Source organism: Pseudomonas sp. Soil_N_39, assembly GCF_057655955.1.
In genome coordinates this window covers 26059-43452 of sequence record NZ_JBDGLI010000011.1, presented here as the reverse complement: position 1 = coordinate 43452, position 17394 = coordinate 26059, and the positions used below count along the sequence as shown (strand labels likewise).

23 protein-coding genes are annotated in these 17394 nt (G+C 57.2%); 2 read left to right on the top strand and 21 right to left on the bottom strand.

Annotation, left to right across the window (positions count from 1 at the left end; genetic code table 11):
- Positions 1-40: 40 nt before the first annotated feature.
- Complete coding sequence (locus tag AC3A5O_RS17325; protein WP_487753479.1) at positions 41-1108, top strand: LacI family DNA-binding transcriptional regulator; 1068 nt, start codon at positions 41-43, stop codon at positions 1106-1108.
- Positions 1109-1308: 200 nt separating this feature from the next.
- On the opposite strand, the gene AC3A5O_RS17320 is transcribed toward AC3A5O_RS17325, so the two are convergent.
- Together AC3A5O_RS17320 and AC3A5O_RS17315 are read right to left on the bottom strand one after the other, a co-directional pair.
- Positions 1309-1830, bottom strand: coding sequence for a single-stranded DNA-binding protein (locus tag AC3A5O_RS17320; protein WP_122566150.1), 522 nt, complete (start codon positions 1828-1830; stop codon positions 1309-1311).
- 9 nt (positions 1831-1839) lie between these two features.
- The gene (locus tag AC3A5O_RS17315; RefSeq protein ID WP_122566149.1) at positions 1840-3237 is read right to left on the bottom strand and encodes an MFS transporter; all 1398 of its coding nucleotides are present in this window, start codon (positions 3235-3237) and stop codon (positions 1840-1842) included.
- 179 nt (positions 3238-3416) lie between these two features.
- Between AC3A5O_RS17315 and uvrA the strand changes: the two genes are divergently transcribed.
- Positions 3417-6251, top strand: coding sequence for an excinuclease ABC subunit UvrA (gene uvrA / locus AC3A5O_RS17310; protein WP_305468656.1), 2835 nt, complete (start codon positions 3417-3419; stop codon positions 6249-6251).
- A 161-nt stretch (positions 6252-6412) separates the two neighbouring features.
- On the opposite strand, the gene bfr is transcribed toward uvrA, so the two are convergent.
- From bfr to rplN, 19 genes are all read right to left on the bottom strand, one after another.
- On the bottom strand, positions 6413-6877 hold the full coding sequence (gene bfr, locus AC3A5O_RS17305; protein ID WP_014340470.1) for a bacterioferritin: 465 nt from the start codon (positions 6875-6877) through the stop codon (positions 6413-6415).
- Positions 6878-7035: 158 nt separating this feature from the next.
- Positions 7036-8484 carry a catalase gene (locus AC3A5O_RS17300; RefSeq protein ID WP_487753478.1) on the bottom strand — a complete coding sequence of 483 codons (1449 nt, stop codon included), beginning with the start codon at positions 8482-8484 and terminating at the stop codon, positions 7036-7038.
- A 222-nt stretch (positions 8485-8706) separates the two neighbouring features.
- On the bottom strand, positions 8707-9093 hold the full coding sequence (gene rplQ / locus AC3A5O_RS17295; RefSeq protein ID WP_003186009.1) for a 50S ribosomal protein L17: 387 nt from the start codon (positions 9091-9093) through the stop codon (positions 8707-8709).
- 42 nt (positions 9094-9135) lie between these two features.
- Entirely contained in the window at positions 9136-10137 is a 1002-nt protein-coding gene (locus AC3A5O_RS17290; protein ID WP_003186012.1) for a DNA-directed RNA polymerase subunit alpha, read from the bottom strand.
- 22 nt (positions 10138-10159) lie between these two features.
- Positions 10160-10780, bottom strand: a complete 621-nt coding sequence (rpsD, locus tag AC3A5O_RS17285; RefSeq protein WP_003176404.1) for a 30S ribosomal protein S4 — start codon at positions 10778-10780, stop codon at positions 10160-10162.
- Between the two features lie 18 nt (positions 10781-10798).
- Complete coding sequence (gene rpsK, locus AC3A5O_RS17280; RefSeq protein WP_002555466.1) at positions 10799-11188, bottom strand: 30S ribosomal protein S11; 390 nt, start codon at positions 11186-11188, stop codon at positions 10799-10801.
- A 30-nt stretch (positions 11189-11218) separates the two neighbouring features.
- Complete coding sequence (gene rpsM, locus AC3A5O_RS17275; protein WP_003186020.1) at positions 11219-11575, bottom strand: 30S ribosomal protein S13; 357 nt, start codon at positions 11573-11575, stop codon at positions 11219-11221.
- Between the two features lie 130 nt (positions 11576-11705).
- Positions 11706-11822 (bottom strand): 50S ribosomal protein L36, encoded by a 117-nt coding sequence (gene rpmJ, locus AC3A5O_RS17270; RefSeq protein ID WP_002555468.1) that lies wholly within the window; start codon positions 11820-11822, stop codon positions 11706-11708.
- 30 nt (positions 11823-11852) lie between these two features.
- A complete protein-coding gene (secY, locus tag AC3A5O_RS17265) occupies positions 11853-13181 on the bottom strand; it encodes a preprotein translocase subunit SecY (protein WP_018612224.1) in 1329 nt (442 codons plus the stop codon).
- The gene (gene rplO / locus AC3A5O_RS17260; RefSeq protein WP_003186032.1) at positions 13182-13619 is read right to left on the bottom strand and encodes a 50S ribosomal protein L15; all 438 of its coding nucleotides are present in this window, start codon (positions 13617-13619) and stop codon (positions 13182-13184) included.
- A 3-nt stretch (positions 13620-13622) separates the two neighbouring features.
- Complete coding sequence (gene rpmD / locus AC3A5O_RS17255) at positions 13623-13799, bottom strand: 50S ribosomal protein L30 (protein ID WP_003186033.1); 177 nt, start codon at positions 13797-13799, stop codon at positions 13623-13625.
- A gap of 2 nt (positions 13800-13801) precedes the next feature.
- Positions 13802-14302: a 30S ribosomal protein S5 gene (gene rpsE / locus AC3A5O_RS17250; protein ID WP_003186035.1), complete on the bottom strand. Its 501-nt coding sequence runs from the start codon at positions 14300-14302 to the stop codon at positions 13802-13804.
- A gap of 3 nt (positions 14303-14305) precedes the next feature.
- Entirely contained in the window at positions 14306-14656 is a 351-nt protein-coding gene (gene rplR / locus AC3A5O_RS17245; protein ID WP_003186037.1) for a 50S ribosomal protein L18, read from the bottom strand.
- 10 nt (positions 14657-14666) lie between these two features.
- Entirely contained in the window at positions 14667-15200 is a 534-nt protein-coding gene (gene rplF, locus AC3A5O_RS17240) for a 50S ribosomal protein L6 (protein WP_003186039.1), read from the bottom strand.
- 12 nt (positions 15201-15212) lie between these two features.
- The gene (gene rpsH, locus AC3A5O_RS17235; RefSeq protein WP_003186040.1) at positions 15213-15605 is read right to left on the bottom strand and encodes a 30S ribosomal protein S8; all 393 of its coding nucleotides are present in this window, start codon (positions 15603-15605) and stop codon (positions 15213-15215) included.
- Positions 15606-15815: 210 nt separating this feature from the next.
- Positions 15816-16121, bottom strand: a complete 306-nt coding sequence (gene rpsN, locus AC3A5O_RS17230; RefSeq protein WP_003186042.1) for a 30S ribosomal protein S14 — start codon at positions 16119-16121, stop codon at positions 15816-15818.
- A gap of 13 nt (positions 16122-16134) precedes the next feature.
- Positions 16135-16674, bottom strand: coding sequence for a 50S ribosomal protein L5 (gene rplE / locus AC3A5O_RS17225; RefSeq protein ID WP_003186044.1), 540 nt, complete (start codon positions 16672-16674; stop codon positions 16135-16137).
- A 20-nt stretch (positions 16675-16694) separates the two neighbouring features.
- Complete coding sequence (rplX, locus tag AC3A5O_RS17220) at positions 16695-17009, bottom strand: 50S ribosomal protein L24 (RefSeq protein WP_003186046.1); 315 nt, start codon at positions 17007-17009, stop codon at positions 16695-16697.
- 11 nt (positions 17010-17020) lie between these two features.
- Complete coding sequence (gene rplN / locus AC3A5O_RS17215) at positions 17021-17389, bottom strand: 50S ribosomal protein L14 (RefSeq protein ID WP_002555479.1); 369 nt, start codon at positions 17387-17389, stop codon at positions 17021-17023.
- Between the last annotated feature and the right edge of the window lie 5 nt (positions 17390-17394).

The following is a 17394-nucleotide window of genomic DNA, read 5'->3' as shown; positions in this document are numbered from 1 at the left end:
TGAAAGCTTTTACATAAATTGTCTCAATGGATAAGCCGCAGTGGGGAAATTACACATTGCTGAAATCGCGGCACAGACCGGCCTGTCCATCGCAACGGTGTCGCGGGTGCTTGCTGGCAAATCAAATACACGCCCGGCCACGAGAGAAAAAGTCTTAGCGGCGGCTCGTCAGCAGGGCGTGATGGAAAGCCTCGCCAAGGGTCGTTTCCTGCTCAACGGGCTGACCATCTTCGCGCCCTCGCGGGCCTTCAACGTACGCTCTGATATCTTCTACTACAAAGTGATCCAGGGCATCACGCAGGCGGTCGCGCAACATGATGTTCGAGTCCGCTACTGCGAGCTTGAAGAGGTCGATAGCGACGCATTACTGTTTTTGGAAAAGATGAACCAGAAGGACACGGGTGCGGCGATCCTGATTGGTATTGATGATCCGCACATACACCAACTTGCCGCCGACCTCAGCAAGCCGACGGTGCTGATCAACTGCATTGATCGCAGCATGCGCCTGCCCTCGATATCGCCCGACCACTTTTTAATCGGTCATTATTCGATAAATTATCTGTTTCAGATGGGGCACCGAAATGTACTGACCCTCCAGTGCCTCAGGCGGTACACGATGGACCTGCGGATACGTGGAATTCGTGATGCATGGAAGGAGCAGAATCTCGAATTTGTCGAAGCAAGACACCTAATGGTTTGCGAGGGTTTCGGCAGTGCTGAATCTGAAGCGCGGATAGCGGCCTTCATCGAAAACTGCGCACCTGACGACCGACCAACTGCCATCCTGGCCGGGGGTGACTTTATGGCAGCCGGGGCAGTTAAAGCGCTCCAGAATGCCGGCTTGAGGGTTCCTCACGATGTTTCAGTGATGAGCATGGACGGGTTCAACCTGGCGGACATCAACGATATACCGCTCACCACGCTTCACGTGCCCCGCGATGAATTAGGTGCAGAAGCGATAAGGGTATTGAGACAACAGCTTTTCGAACCGCGATCTCCTCGTGGCAATCTTCTTCTCGGCGGGCAACTCATCACCGGCAGCTCAGTACGACGCATCAAGCACAGCGCCAAGCAAACGCCGGTCTATCAGAAGGTTATTTATGACTAATCAATTCGCGGCATAGTCCGTTAATCCGCGCTGCTCATCACCTGGGTCCATCTCGCGATATCTCGGCTTTATACAGGGCGAAAAAAACCCTCCTGGCTTTGCAGCGAAGAGGGCTTTTATCGAACTTTAAAGTATCAGCGAGTGAGGTGCCTCATCGACTAAAACGCCTCATGCGCCGTTACCACTGGATCTTATGCAGATCAGAACGGGATATCGTCGTCGAAGCTGTCAAAATCCGGAGCCGGCTGCGGCGCGGCCTGCTGTGGAGCCGCCGGGCGCTCGCGCTGTGGCTGTGGGGCCGACTGCTGCGGACGAGGAGCCTGCTGACGCGGGGCCGACTGCTGGTAGTTGTTGCCACCTTGCTGCTGGTCGCCCTGAGGACGGCCACCCAGCAATTGCATGGTGCCTTGCATGTCGACCACGATTTCGGTGGTGTAGCGCTTGATGCCGTCTTTTTCCCACTCGCGGGTCTGCAGCTTGCCTTCGATGTACACCTGCGAACCCTTGCGCAGGTATTCGCCGGCAATCTCGGCCACCTTGCCGAACATCGACACGCGGTGCCATTCGGTCTTCTCGACCTTCTGGCCGGTCTGTTTGTCGGTCCACTGCTCGCTGGTCGCCAGACTCAGGTTGGTCACGGCGTTGCCGTTCGGCAGGTAGCGAACTTCGGGATCCTGGCCGCAAGTACCGACCAATATGACTTTGTTAACCCCACGGGCCATAACGTTCTCCTAGGCTTCGCACGTGGTCGGGGCCGGGTTGTTCACCAGGCGCTCGAGCGTCGCGCGATCCAATAATTCGGTGTCCAGTTTGATATAAACGGCCGCTTCGTCGGCGACCACCACTGCATCGGTTACTCCAACGACGGCCTTCAGACGCTCGGTCAGGCCAGCCTCACGAATCGCCTCGGGCGATAAGGGCAAGCGCAGGCTCGTCACATAGGGAGGTTCGCGCATGGTAACAGCAAAGGCTAACCAAAGTGCAGCCAGCGCGGCACATCCCAGGAACACAACCGACAAACCGCCATGCTGGAACAGCCAGCCGCCGAGGATCCCGCCCAACGCCGAGCCCAGGAACTGGCTGGTGGAGTAGACCCCCATCGCCGTGCCCTTGCCGCCCGCCGGCGAAACCTTGCTGATCAGCGATGGCAGCGATGCTTCCAGCAGATTGAACGCGGTGAAGAACACCACCGTGCCGATCACCAGGGCCCGCAGGCTATCGCCGAACTGCCAGAAGAATAGCTCAGTGAGCATCAGCGTCACGACGGCGCCGAGCAAAACTCGTTTCATTTTGCGTCGTTTCTCGCCATAGATAATGAAAGGAATCATGGCGAAGAACGAAATCAGCAGCGCGGTCAAATAGACCCACCAGTGCTGTTCCTTGGGCAGGCCGGCCTTCTCGACCAAGGCCAGCGGCAAGGCCACGAAGCTGGACATCAGCATGGCGTGGAGCACGAAAATGCCCAAGTCCAGGCGCAACAGGTCCGGGTGCTTGAGCGTCGGGATCAATGCCTGGCGCGCCACCCCGGATTCCCGGTGCTGCAACGGCCCGGTGGCGTGCGGCACCATGAACGCCACGATCAGGATCCCCACAAGCGCCATGGCCCCAGTCGCCAGGAACAGGCCGGACAAGCCAAAGGCCCGGGTCAGCAAGGGACCGACCACCATGGCCACGGCGAACGACAGACCGATGGTCATGCCGATCATGGCCATGGCCTTGGTCCGATGCTGTTCGCGGGTCAAGTCTGACAGCAGCGCCATGACGGCCGCGGAAATAGCCCCGGCGCCCTGTAGGATGCGTCCGGCGATCACGCCCCAAATCGAGTCGGCATTGGCCGCCAGCACGCTGCCGAGGGCGAAGACGATCAACCCCAGGTAGATCACCGGACGCCGGCCGATGCGGTCGGAAATGACCCCGAACGGAATTTGGAAAATCGCCTGGGTCAGGCCGTAAGCGCCAATCGCCAAGCCGATGAGGGCCGGGGTCGCGCCCGCCAGGTCCATGCCATAGGTCGCCAGCACCGGCAACACCATGAACATGCCCAGCATACGGAAGGCGAACACCAGGGCCAGACCGCTTGCTGCGCGTGTCTCACCACGACTCATGCGTTCGCTGTGGGGATCTTGCATGGAAAAACCTCATGTGAACCGGCGGCGATTCTACCAGTCCCATCGATTGAGAGGGTATATGGCGACCGTTTGCCGCGCAGTCTTCATGTATGGCTGCAATCGCGCCTGCAATAGTGTGCATCCATCCAGTATTTGCCCGTATACTCCTACGTTTTCGACGCCCGCCGAGCGAGGCCACTTTGGACAAGATCCTGATTCGTGGGGCCCGTACCCACAACCTGAAGAACATCGACCTGACCCTGCCACGGGACAAGCTGATCGTCATCACCGGCCTGTCCGGATCCGGCAAATCATCCCTGGCCTTCGACACGTTGTACGCCGAAGGCCAGCGACGCTATGTCGAGTCGCTGTCGGCCTACGCCCGGCAGTTCCTGTCGATGATGGAAAAACCCGACGTCGACACCATCGAAGGCCTGTCGCCGGCCATTTCCATCGAACAGAAGTCGACCTCCCATAACCCCCGGTCGACGGTCGGCACCATCACCGAGATCTACGACTACCTGCGCCTGCTGTATGCACGGGTGGGTATCCCCCGCTGCCCCGACCACGACATTCCCCTGGAAGCCCAGACCGTCAGCCAGATGGTCGACCTGGTGCTGGCCCTGCCCGAAGGCAGCAAGCTGATGCTGCTGGCGCCGGTGATTCGCGAGCGCAAGGGCGAACACCTGATGGTCTTCGAAGAACTGCGCGCCCAGGGCTTCGTGCGGGCCCGGGTCAACGGCAAGCTGTGCGAGCTGGACGAACTGCCGAAGCTGGATAAACAGAAGAAGCATTCGATCGATGTCGTGGTCGACCGCTTCAAGGTCCGCGCCGACTTGCAACAGCGGCTGGCAGAATCCTTCGAGACCGCGCTGAAACTGGCCGATGGCATCGCCCTGGTCGCCCCGATGGACGACGAGCCCGGCGAAGAGATTATTTTCTCCGCACGCTTCGCTTGCCCGATCTGCGGCCATGCCATCAGCGAGCTGGAACCCAAGCTGTTCTCCTTCAACAACCCGGCAGGCGCCTGCCCGACTTGCGACGGTTTGGGGGTCAAGCAGTTCTTCGACACCAAGCGGCTGGTCAATGGCGAGCTGACCCTGGCCGAAGGGGCGATTCGTGGCTGGGACAGGCGTAACGTCTATTACTTCCAGATGCTCGGTTCGCTGGCGGCTCATTACAAGTTCAGCCTGGACAAGCCATTCAACGAGTTGCCCGCCGACCAGCAGAAATTCATCCTGCACGGCAGCGGCTCGCAGAACGTCGACTTCAAATACCTCAACGACCGTGGCGATATCGTCAAGCGCTCCCACCCGTTCGAAGGCATCGTGCCGAACCTGGAGCGACGCTACCGCGAGACCGAGTCGGCCAGCGTGCGCGAAGAACTGGCCAAGTTCCTCAGCACCCAGCCCTGCCCCGATTGCCGTGGCACCCGCCTACGTCGCGAAGCGCGGCATGTGTGGGTCGGCGAGAAGACGCTGCCGGCGGTGACCAACCTGCCGATTGGCGACGCCACCGATTACTTCGGCGGCTTGAAGCTCACCGGTCGGCGTGGCGAAATCGCCGACAAGATCCTCAAGGAAATCCGCGAGCGCCTGCAGTTCCTGGTGAACGTCGGCCTGGACTACCTGACCCTCGATCGCAGCGCAGACACCTTGTCCGGCGGCGAGGCCCAGCGTATCCGCCTCGCCAGCCAGATCGGCGCCGGTCTGGTGGGGGTGATGTACATCCTCGACGAGCCGTCCATCGGCTTGCACCAGCGGGATAACGATCGCCTGCTCGGGACCCTGAAACACCTGCGGGACATCGGCAACACGGTGATCGTGGTCGAGCACGACGAGGATGCCATCCGCCTGGCCGACTACGTGGTGGATATCGGTCCCGGCGCGGGCGTGCATGGCGGGCATATCGTTGCTCAGGGCACGGCCGCCGAAGTCATGGCGCACCCCGACTCGCTAACGGGCAAATACTTGTCGGGCCGGGTCAAGATCAAGGTCCCGGCCAAGCGTACGCCGCGCAACAAAAAGCTGTCGCTGACCCTCAAGGGCGCTCGCGGCAACAACCTGCGCAACGTCGACCTGGAAATCCCCATCGGCCTGCTGACCTGCGTTACCGGTGTATCCGGCTCCGGCAAGTCGACGCTGATCAACAACACCCTGTTCCCCCTCAGCGCCACGGCCCTGAACGGCGCCACCACCCTGGAAGCCGCCGCTCACGACAGCATCAAGGGCCTGGAGCACCTGGACAAGGTGGTCGACATCGACCAAAGCCCGATTGGCCGCACACCGCGCTCCAACCCGGCGACCTATACCGGGCTGTTCACACCGATCCGTGAACTGTTCGCCGGCGTGCCGGAGTCCCGTTCACGGGGTTATGGCCCGGGGCGTTTCTCGTTCAACGTCAAGGGTGGGCGCTGCGAGGCTTGCCAGGGCGACGGCCTGATCAAGGTGGAAATGCACTTCCTGCCCGACATCTACGTGCCGTGCGATGTGTGCAAGAGCAAGCGCTACAACCGCGAAACCCTGGAGATCAAATACAAGGGCAAGAACATTCACGAAACCCTCGAGATGACCATCGAAGAGGCCCGGGCGTTCTTCGACGCGGTGCCGGCCCTGGCGCGCAAGCTCCAGACGCTGATGGATGTCGGCCTGTCGTACATCAAGCTGGGGCAGTCGGCAACCACGCTGTCCGGTGGTGAAGCCCAGCGGGTCAAGCTGTCCCGCGAGTTGTCCAAGCGCGACACTGGCAAGACCCTGTACATCCTCGACGAACCGACCACTGGCCTGCACTTCGCCGATATCCAGCAATTGCTCGACGTGCTGCATCGCCTTCGCGACCACGGCAACACCGTGGTGGTGATCGAACACAACCTGGACGTGATCAAGACCGCGGACTGGTTGGTAGACCTGGGGCCGGAAGGCGGTTCCAAGGGTGGCCAGATCATTGCCGTGGGTACGCCGGAACAAGTGGCCGAGATGAAGCAGTCCTACACCGGTTACTACCTCAAGCCGCTGCTGGAGCGTGATCGGGACTGATTCCACCCGAGCACGAAAAAGCCCCTGTCATCTCATCGATGGCAGGGGCTTTTTGTTTGTTTCCCTGTGGGAGCGAGCCTGCTCGGGATCAGTATGTCAGCCACATTTCTGCTGACTGACCCACCGCTATCGCGAGCAAGCTCGCTCCCACAATGAGTGCGTCAGAACTGCGATTGCAGATAGTTCTCCAACCCGATCAGCTTGATCAGACCCAACTGCTTCTCCAGCCAGTAGGTGTGGTCTTCTTCGGTGTCGTTGAGCTGGATCCGCAAAATCTCGCGGGTCACGTAGTCGTTGTGCTGCTCGCAGAGCTCAATGCCTTTGCACAGCGCGGCGCGAACTTTGTATTCCAAGCGCAGGTCAGCGGCCAACATATCGGGCACGGTGGTCCCGACATCCAGGTCATCGGCGCGCATGCGTGGCGTGCCTTCGAGCATCAGGATCCGGCGCATCAGTGCATCGGCATGCTGGGTCTCTTCTTCCATCTCGTGGTTGATACGTTCGTAGAGCTCGGTAAAACCCCAATCCTCGTACATCCGCGAATGGATGAAATATTGATCACGGGCTGCCAGCTCGCCAGTCAGCAACGTGTTGAGGTAATCGATTACGTCTGGGTGACCTTGCATCGCCCTACATCTCCACAAGCTTTTAAAGGTTGTAGTTTGAACCAAGCTGACCGCAAGGTCACGGCCTCAACGCAATAAAAGCGAAGAAAATCCGAGAAAACCAAGCTAAATAACGCAAAAACCGCCCTAATGAGGGCGGTTCTGCTTCTCGTTTAGACTTAGTTAAGCGCTACGCCCAAGGCTTTTGCGACGCCTTCTCCATAAGCGACATCCGCCTTGAAGAAATGCTGCAACTGACGGTCAACCACATCCGCCGACACACCGCTCATCGCCCCTGCGATGTTGTTGATCAGCAGGGCTTTCTGCTCATCGCTCATCAAGCGGAACAGCGCACCGGCGTGGCTGTAGTAGTCGGTGTCTTCGCGATGGTCGTAACGGTCCGCCGCGCCACTGAGGGCCAGTGCCGGCTCCGCATAACGCGGGGCCTGCTTCGGCGCTTCCACATAGCTATTAGGCTCGTAGTTCGGTGCCGCCCCGCCATTGCTGCCAAACGCCATGGCGCCGTCGCGCTGGTAAGTGTTAACCGGGCTACGTGGCGCATTCACGGGCAATTGCTGGTGATTGGTGCCCACACGGTAGCGGTGCGCATCGGCGTAGGCGAAGACACGCCCCTGCAGCATGCGATCCGGTGAGAGGCCAACCCCTGGCACCATGTTGCTCGGGCCAAACGCCGCCTGTTCGACTTCAGCAAAGTAGTTCAGCGGGTTACGGTTGAGCTCCAGCACACCTACTTCGATCAACGGGAATTCTTTCTGCGACCAGGTCTTGGTCACGTCGAATGGGTTCTCGTAATGAGCCGCCGCCTGGGCCTCACTCATGATTTGGATGCAAACGCGCCATTTCGGGAAGTCACCGCGCTCGATGGCCTCGAACAAGTCACGCTGAGCGTAATCCGGATCGGTACCGGCCAGACGTGCCGCTTCGGCCGGCGCGAGGTTCTTGATGCCTTGCAGGGTCTTGTAGTGCCACTTCACCCAATGCCGCTCACCCTGCCCGCTGATCAGGCTGTAGGTATGACTGCCGAAGCCGTGCATGTGGCGATAGCCATCCGGAATGCCGCGATCAGAGAACAGAATAGTGACCTGGTGCAGCGCCTCAGGCGAATGCGACCAGAAATCCCACATCGCCTGGGCACTTTTCAGGTTGCTTTGCGGCAGACGTTTCTGGGTGTGGATAAAGTCTGGAAATTTCAACGGATCACGGATGAAGAAGACCGGCGTGTTGTTGCCGACGATGTCCCAGTTGCCTTCCTCGGTGTAGAACTTCAGGGCAAAACCGCGTGGATCGCGTTCAGTGTCGGCCGAACCACGTTCGCCACCCACGGTGGAAAACCGCAGGAAGGTCGGTGTCTGCTTGCCGACCGACTCGAACAACTTGGCGCTGGTGTACTGGGTGATGTCCTGGGTGACGGTAAAGGTGCCGTAGGCCCCCGACCCTTTGGCGTGCACGCGACGCTCGGGGATGTTCTCGCGGTTGAAGTGAGCAAGCTTTTCGATCAGGTGAAAATCGTCGAGCAGCAGCGGGCCCCGCGGGCCGGCGGAACGAGAGTTCTGGTTATCGGCGACTGGAGCGCCACTGGCGGTCGTAAGCGTTTTGATTTGGCTCATGCTCAATCTTCCTAGGTCGGTCTTCAAACTGCCGGCTAATCGGCTGGAAAGGAGTATTGATCATGTTAGTGACAGTATCCAAATTCATTAAATCATGGACATCGATAGTCATTATCTAATGATGAAGACTTGCCGATAGCCAAGCCAGGCGAAACGGCTTGGTGCTTTTTCAGCAGACACAAAAAACCGGGCACAAGGCCCGGTTCTTTGTTTGTTGCCGACTTACTCAGCGGATACAGCTTCACCGCTGGTAGCACGATCAACCAACTCGACGTACGCCATAGGCGCGTTGTCGCCAGCGCGGAAACCGCACTTGAGGATGCGCAGGTAGCCACCCTCACGGGTAGCGTAACGCTTGCCCAGGTCGTTGAAGAGCTTACCAACGATAGCTTTCGAACGAGTACGGTCGAAAGCCAGACGGCGGTTAGCCAGGCTATCTGTCTTGGCCAGAGTGATCAGCGGCTCAGCAACGCGACGCAGTTCTTTGGCTTTCGGCAGTGTAGTTTTGATCAGCTCGTGCTCGAACAGCGACACCGCCATGTTTTGGAACATGGCCTTGCGGTGCGAGCTGGTGCGGCTCAGGTGACGACCACTTTTACGATGACGCATGGTTCATTCCTTACCAAACACAACGTTCGGTGATTACGACGATCAGGCAGTCGCCTTGTCGTCCTTCTTAAGACTTGCAGGCGGCCAGTTGTCGAGGCGCATGCCGAGGGACAGACCGCGGGAGGCCAGAACGTCCTTGATTTCAGTCAAGGATTTCTTGCCAAGGTTCGGAGTCTTCAACAGCTCTACTTCGGTACGCTGAATCAGGTCGCCGATGTAGTAGATGTTTTCCGCCTTAAGGCAGTTAGCCGAACGTACAGTCAGTTCCAGATCGTCAACCGGGCGAAGCAGGATCGGATCGATCTCGTCTTCCTGCTCGACAACCACTGGCTCACTGTCACCCTTGAGGTCGACGAACGCAGCCAACTGCTGTTGCAGAATGGTTGCAGCACGGCGGATAGCCTCTTCAGGATCCAGGGTACCGTTGGTTTCCAGATCAATAACCAGCTTGTCCAGGTTGGTACGCTGTTCGACACGGGCGTTTTCCACCACGTATGCGATACGGCGAACTGGGCTGAACGAAGAGTCAAGCTGCAAGCGACCGATGCTGCGGCTTTCGTCTTCATCGCTCTGACGCGAGTCTGCCGGTTCATAACCACGACCACGAGCTACGGTGAGCTTCATGTTCAGGGCGCCGTTAGACGCCAGGTTAGCGATTACGTGATCGGGGTTAACGATCTCGACATCATGATCCAGCTGAATATCGGCAGCGGTAACCACCCCCGAACCCTTCTTCGACAAGGTCAGCGTAACTTCGTCACGACCGTGCAGCTTGATAGCCAGACCTTTCAGGTTCAACAGGATTTCAATTACGTCTTCCTGTACACCTTCGATGGCGCTGTACTCGTGGAGCACACCGTCAATCTCGGCCTCGACTACTGCACAGCCGGGCATTGAGGACAACAGGATGCGGCGCAGCGCGTTGCCCAGGGTGTGGCCGAAACCACGCTCGAGAGGCTCGAGAGTGATCTTGGCGCGGGTTGGACTGACAACCTGCACATCAATATGGCGGGGTGTCAGGAACTCATTTACCGAAATCTGCATGGATGCACCTATTTTCTAGCCCTTACTTGGAGTAGAGCTCGACAATCAGGCTTTCGTTGATGTCGGCGGACAGATCACTGCGAGCAGGAACGTTCTTGAAAACGCCCGACTTCTTCTCAGTGTCTACTTCTACCCATTCTACGCGGCCACGTTGGGCACACAGATCGAGAGCTTGGACAATGCGAAGTTGGTTCTTTGCTTTCTCGCGAACAGCAACCACGTCACCAGCACGAACCTGGTAGGACGGAACGTTTACGGTCTGACCGTTAACGCTGATCGACTTGTGCGATACCAGCTGACGGGATTCGGCACGAGTAGAACCGAAACCCATACGGTATACAACGTTGTCCAGACGGCATTCGAGCAGCTGCAACAGGTTTTCGCCGGTTGCGCCTTTCTTGCCAGCAGCTTCTTTGTAGTAGCCGCTGAATTGACGCTCGAGAACGCCGTAGATACGACGGACCTTCTGCTTTTCACGCAGTTGGGTGCCGTAATCGGACTGGCGACCGCGGCGTTGGCCGTGGATACCAGGTGCTGCTTCAATGTTGCACTTCGATTCGATCGCGCGCACGCCGCTCTTCAGAAAAAGATCGGTGCCTTCGCGACGAGCGAGTTTGCATTTTGGACCAATGTAACGAGCCATTCTTTACAATCTCCTGGATTACACGCGGCGCTTCTTCGGCGGACGGCACCCGTTGTGCGGGATTGGCGTCACGTCGGTGATGCTGGCGATCTTGTAGCCACAGCCGTTCAAAGCGCGGACTGCGGATTCACGACCTGGACCTGGACCTTTGACGTTGACGTCGAGGTTTTTCAGGCCATATTCCAGCGCAGCTTGACCAGCACGCTCAGCAGCTACTTGAGCAGCGAACGGGGTGGACTTGCGGGAACCGCGGAAACCCGAACCACCGGAGGTAGCCCAGGAAAGAGCGTTACCTTGACGGTCGGTAATGGTCACGATGGTGTTGTTAAAAGAAGCATGGATGTGGGCGATGCCATCAACCACTGTCTTTTTAACTTTTTTACGAGGACGAGCAGCAGGTTTTGCCATGATTAAATTCCTGTCGATTCGCTGGGGCGATTACTTGCGGATCGGCTTACGCGGACCTTTACGGGTACGCGCGTTGGTCTTGGTACGCTGACCGCGTACTGGCAGACCACGACGATGACGCAGACCGCGATAGCAACCGAGGTCCATCAAGCGCTTGATTTTCATGTTGATTTCGCGACGCAGGTCACCTTCAGTGGTGAACTTCGCCACTTCGCCACGCAGCTGTTCAATCTGCTCGTCGCTCAGATCTTTGATCTTTGCCGCTGGGTTGACCCCAGTCACTGCACAAATTTTCTGTGCAGTAGTGCGACCAACACCATAGATGTAGGTCAGCGAGATAACAGTATGCTTGTTATCTGGAATGTTGACGCCTGCAATACGGGCCATTCAGTGGGACTCCAATTGACAGCTACCTACGCCCCGGAAGCCAAGAAATAGGGCGCGAGATAATATCGCTGTAATAACAAATAATCAACCCGGCAGCGCACTAGCTGCCGGGCTTAAAGCACAATCACACTCAGCCTTGGCGCTGTTTGTGACGCGGTTCCGCGCTGCAAATTACCCGAACAACACCTTCGCGGCGAATAATCTTGCAGTTACGGCACAGCTTTTTCACCGATGCACGAACTTTCATCACCAACTCCTCGAACCTTATGGACGCTACTCAGCGCAACATGCCGCTGCCGTAGCCCTTCAGGTTGGCTTTCTTCATCAGGGATTCGTACTGGTGCGAAACGAGGTGCGATTGTACTTGGGACATGAAGTCCATCACAACCACGACCACGATCAGCAACGAGGTCCCGCCAAGGTAGAACGGTACGTTTGCCGCAACCACCAGGAACTGGGGAAGCAAGCAGACGGCCGTCATGTAAAGAGCACCGAACAAGGTCAAACGAGTCAGAACGCCATCAATGTAGCGCGCCGACTGCTCACCTGGACGGATGCCCGGAATAAAGGCACCGGACTTCTTCAGGTTTTCCGCTACGTCTTTCGGATTGAACATCAACGCCGTATAGAAGAAGCAGAAGAAAATAATCCCTGCACTAAACAGCAGAATATTCAACGGCTGACCAGGAGCGATCGACTGCGAGATGTCCTGCAACCAGCCCATACCTTCAGACTGGCCGAACCAGGCACCCAACGAAGCCGGAAACAGCAAGATGCTGCTCGCGAAAATAGCCGGGATAACGCCGGCCATGTTCACTTTCAACGGCAAGTGGCTGGTCTGCGCAGCAAATACCTTGCGGCCCTGCTGACGCTTGGCGTAGTGAACAGCAATACGACGCTGGCCACGCTCAATGAACACCACGAAACCGATAATCGCTACTGCCAGCAAACCGATGGCAACCAGGGCAAAGATGTTGATATCACCCTGACGCGCAGACTCGAAAGACTGCCCGATCGCTCTCGGAAGACCGGCGACGATACCTGCGAAGATCAACATCGAGATACCGTTGCCAACACCACGCTCAGTAATCTGCTCACCCAGCCACATCATGAACATCGCACCCGCCACAAAAGTGGTTACCGCGACGAAATGGAAGCCAAAGTCACCAGTGAACGCTACGCCCTGCCCCGCCAAGCCGATGGACATGCCAACAGCTTGAACAAGAGCGAGGACGACAGTGAGGTAGCGGGTGTACTGGCTGATCTTGCGACGGCCAGCTTCACCTTCCTTCTTCAACTGCTCCAGCTGCGGGCTGACAGCGGACATCAATTGCATGATGATCGATGCCGAAATGTACGGCATGATCCCCAGTGCAAAGATGCTCATCCGCTCCAGCGCGCCGCCGGAAAACATGTTGAACAAGCTAAGAATGGTCCCCTCATTCTGTCGAAACAGGTCCGCGAGTCGGTCCGGGTTGATACCTGGAACCGGGATGTGTGCGCCTATTCGGTAGACGATAATCGCCAGGAACAGAAAACGCAGACGAGCCCAGAGTTCAGACATACCGCCTTTGCCGAGCGCAGAGAGAGCACCTTGCTTAGCCATTTATTCCTCGAACTTGCCGCCAGCTGCTTCGATAGCCGCACGCGCACCTTTGGTGGCGCCGATTCCCTTTCCGATGGTGACAGCACGAGCAACTTCGCCCGACAGCATGATTTTCACACGCTGAACGTTCTGGTTGATCACGTTGGCATCCTTCAGGGACTGCACGGTGACGATGTCGCCGTCCACTTTGGCCAGCTCGGACAGACGCACTTCTGCGCGGTCCATGGCTTTCAGGGAAACGAAACCGAACTTCGGCAGGCGACGATGCAGCGGCTGTTGACCGCCTTCAAAGCCTGGAGCAATGGTGCCACCGGAGCGGGAGGTCTGACCTTTGTGGCCACGGCCACCGGTCTTGCCCAAACCACTACCGATACCACGGCCCGGACGATGCTTTTCGCGACGGGAACCCGGCGCTGGACTCAGATCATTGAGTTTCATCGATTAACCCTCGACACGCAGCATGTAGTAAGCCTTGTTGATCATCCCGCGATTTTCGGGAGTATCCAGGACTTCTACAGTGTGACCGATGCGACGCAGACCCAGACCCTTAACGCACAGTTTGTGGTTAGGGATGCGGCCGGTCATGCTTTTGATCAGCGTAACTTTTACGGTAGCCATGATCAGAAGATCTCCTTGACGCTTTTGCCACGCTTGGCGGCAATGGATTCAGGAGACTGCATTGCTTTCAAACCCTTGAAAGTGGCGTGAACCACGTTTACTGGGTTAGTCGAGCCATAGCACTTGGCCAGAACGTTCTGAACGCCAGCAACTTCGAGGACAGCACGCATAGCGCCGCCAGCGATGATACCGGTACCTTCAGAAGCAGGCTGCATGTACACCTTCGAAGCGCCATGGGCGGACTTCATTGCGTACTGCAGAGTGGTGCCGTTCAGATCAACCTGGATCATGTTGCGGCGAGCAGCTTCCATTGCCTTCTGGATCGCAGCAGGCACTTCACGCGACTTGCCACGGCCGAAGCCAACACGGCCTTTACCATCACCCACTACGGTCAACGCAGTGAAAGTGAAGATACGGCCGCCTTTAACGGTTTTGGCTACGCGGTTAACTTGAACCAGCTTCTCGATGTAGCCTTCGTCGCGCTTTTGGTCGTTATTTGACATAACTTAGAACTCCAGCCCAGCTTCACGAGCAGCATCAGCCAGCGCCTTGACGCGGCCGTGGTACTTGAAGCCAGAGCGGTCGAAAGCCACCTGCGAGACGCCAGCGGCTTTAGCACGCGTAGCGACCAGCTGGCCAACCTTAGTGGCCGCGTCGATGTTGCCAGTGGCGCCATCACGCAGTTCTTTATCCAAAGTCGAGGCACTTGCCAGGACTTTGTTGCCGTCGGCCGAAATGACCTGGGCGTAGATGTGCTGCGACGAGCGGAACACGCAGAGACGCACGACTTCGAGTTCGTGCATTTTCAGGCGTGCTTTGCGAGCGCGACGCAGTCGAGTAACTTTTTTGTCGGTCATTTGCTATGCCCTACTTCTTCTTGGCTTCTTTACGACGGACGACTTCGTCCGCGTAGCGCACACCTTTGCCTTTGTACGGCTCTGGTGGACGGAAGTCGCGGATCTCGGCGGCCACTTGACCTACCAGCTGCTTGTCGATGCCCTTGATCAGGATATCGGTCTGGCTAGGAGTCTCAGCGGTGATGCCTTCCGGCAGTTCATAATCCACTGGGTGCGAGAAGCCAAGAGCCAGGTTCAGCACTGTGCCTTTTGCTTGCGCTTTATAACCAACACCGACCAGCTGGAGCTTGCGCTCGAAGCCTTGGCTTACGCCTTGGACCATGTTGTTTACCAACGCACGAGTGGTACCAGCCATTGCGCGAGTCTGTTGATCGCCATTGCGAGCAGCGAAACGCAGCTCACCAGCTTCTTCAACGATCTCAACGGACGAATGGATGTTCAGTTGCAGAGTGCCCTTGGCACCCTTCACCGAAAGCTGTTGGCCTGCGAATTTGACTTCGACACCGGCTGGCAGCTTAACGGGGTTCTTAGCGACGCGTGACATGCTTATCCCCCCTTAGAACACAGTGCAAAGAACTTCGCCGCCGACACCGGCAGCGCGCGCAGCACGATCCGTCATCACACCTTTGTTGGTGGAGACGATAGACACACCGAGACCGCCACGAACTTTTGGCAGATCATCGACGGACTTGTACTGACGCAGGCCTGGACGGCTAACGCGCTTCACTTCCTCGATGACCGGACGGCCTTCGAAGTACTTCAGCTCGATGGACAGCAGAGGCTTGATTTCGCTGCTGATCTGATAACCCGCAATGTAACCTTCGTCCTTCAGGACTTTGGCAACAGCTACCTTCAACGTAGAAGATGGCATGCTTACGACGGACTTTTCAGCCATCTGGGCATTACGGATACGAGTTAGCATGTCCGCTAACGGGTCCTGCATACTCATGGGCTAGACGCTCCTAATACACAAAAAATTAGCCTTTCGGCTAGTACGTGTCGCCGAGCGCATCCGTGCAACAAAAACACGGGCTCAGGCGAGCCGGGTATTCTAGACACACCCCACAAATGAATCAAGCCCCAATAGGGGCTTGATTCAAGTTCAAGGTCACCGACGGTCAGGATCTTGCAATCCCGCACGTCGCGACTTTGACAGTGCTTACCAGCTGGCTTTAACCAGACCTGGAACGTCACCACGCATTGCAGCTTGACGCAGCATGTTACGGCCAAGGCCGAACTTGCGGTACACGCCGTGCGGACGACCAGTCAGGCGGCAGCGGTTACGCATGCGCGAGGCGCTTGCGTCACGTGGCTGCTTCTGCAGGGCTACGGTAGCTTCCCAACGCGCTTCTGGACTTGCGTTCAGATCAACGATGATAGCTTTCAGCGCTGCACGCTTGGTGGCGTACTTGGCAACGGTGAGCTGACGCTTCAGCTCACGGTTCTTCATGCTCTTCTTGGCCATTTTCCTACTCCAATCAGTTGCGGAACGGGAATTTGAAAGCGCGCAGCAGTGCGCGACCTTCGTCATCCGTCCGAGCAGTGGTGGTCAGGGTAATGTCCAGACCGCGGAGAGCGTCGATCTTGTCGTAATCGATTTCCGGGAAAATGATCTGCTCTTTAACGCCCATGCTGTAGTTGCCACGACCATCGAAGGACTTGGCATTCAGGCCGCGGAAGTCGCGAACCCGAGGCAGGGAGATCGACAGCAGACGATCCAGGAACTCGTACATACGCTCACGGCGCAGGGTCACTTTGACGCCGATCGGCCAACCTTCACGGACTTTAAAGCCAGCGATGGATTTCCGAGCGTAAGTCACGACGACTTTCTGACCGGTGATCTTTTCCAGGTCAGCAACAGCGTGCTCGATGACTTTTTTGTCACCGATCGCTTCGCCCAGACCCATGTTCAGGGTGATTTTGGTAACGCGCGGAACTTCCATCACGTTCGAAAGCTTAAGTTCTTCCTTAAGTTTCGGTGCGATTTCCTTCCGGTAAATCTCTTTTAGTCGTGCCATGGTCTTCTACCTAGCAGTGTTCAAGCATCAACCGCTTTTTGGGTCGACTTGAAGACACGAATTTTCTTACCGTCTTCTACTTTGAAACCAACGCGGTCAGCCTTGTTGGTTTCGCCGTTGAAGATGGCGACGTTGGAAGCGTGCAGTGGCGCTTCTTTCTCGACGATACCGCCCTGTACGCCCGACATCGGGTTAGGCTTGGTATGACGCTTGACCAGGTTCAGACCACCAACAACCAGACGGTTGTCAGCAAGAACCTTCAGCACCTTACCGCGCTTACCTTTGTCTTTGCCGGCGATCACGATGATCTCGTCGTCACGACGAATCTTTTGCATGTCGGATCTCCTTACAGCACTTCTGGGGCGAGCGAGACGATCTTCATGAACTTCTCAGTACGAAGTTCACGGGTCACTGGCCCAAAGATACGGGTGCCGATCGGCTCTTGCTTGTTGTTCAACAGAACAGCAGCGTTGCCATCAAAGCGGATGATGGAGCCGTCAGCACGACGAACGCCATGGCGGGTGCGGACTACAACAGCAGTCATCACTTGGCCTTTTTTCACCTTACCGCGAGGAATTGCTTCCTTGACGGTAACTTTGATGATGTCACCGATACCAGCGTAACGACGATGGGAGCCACCCAGCACCTTGATGCACATAACACGGCGAGCGCCGCTGTTATCGGCCACATCGAGCATGGATTGAGTCTGAATCATATAAT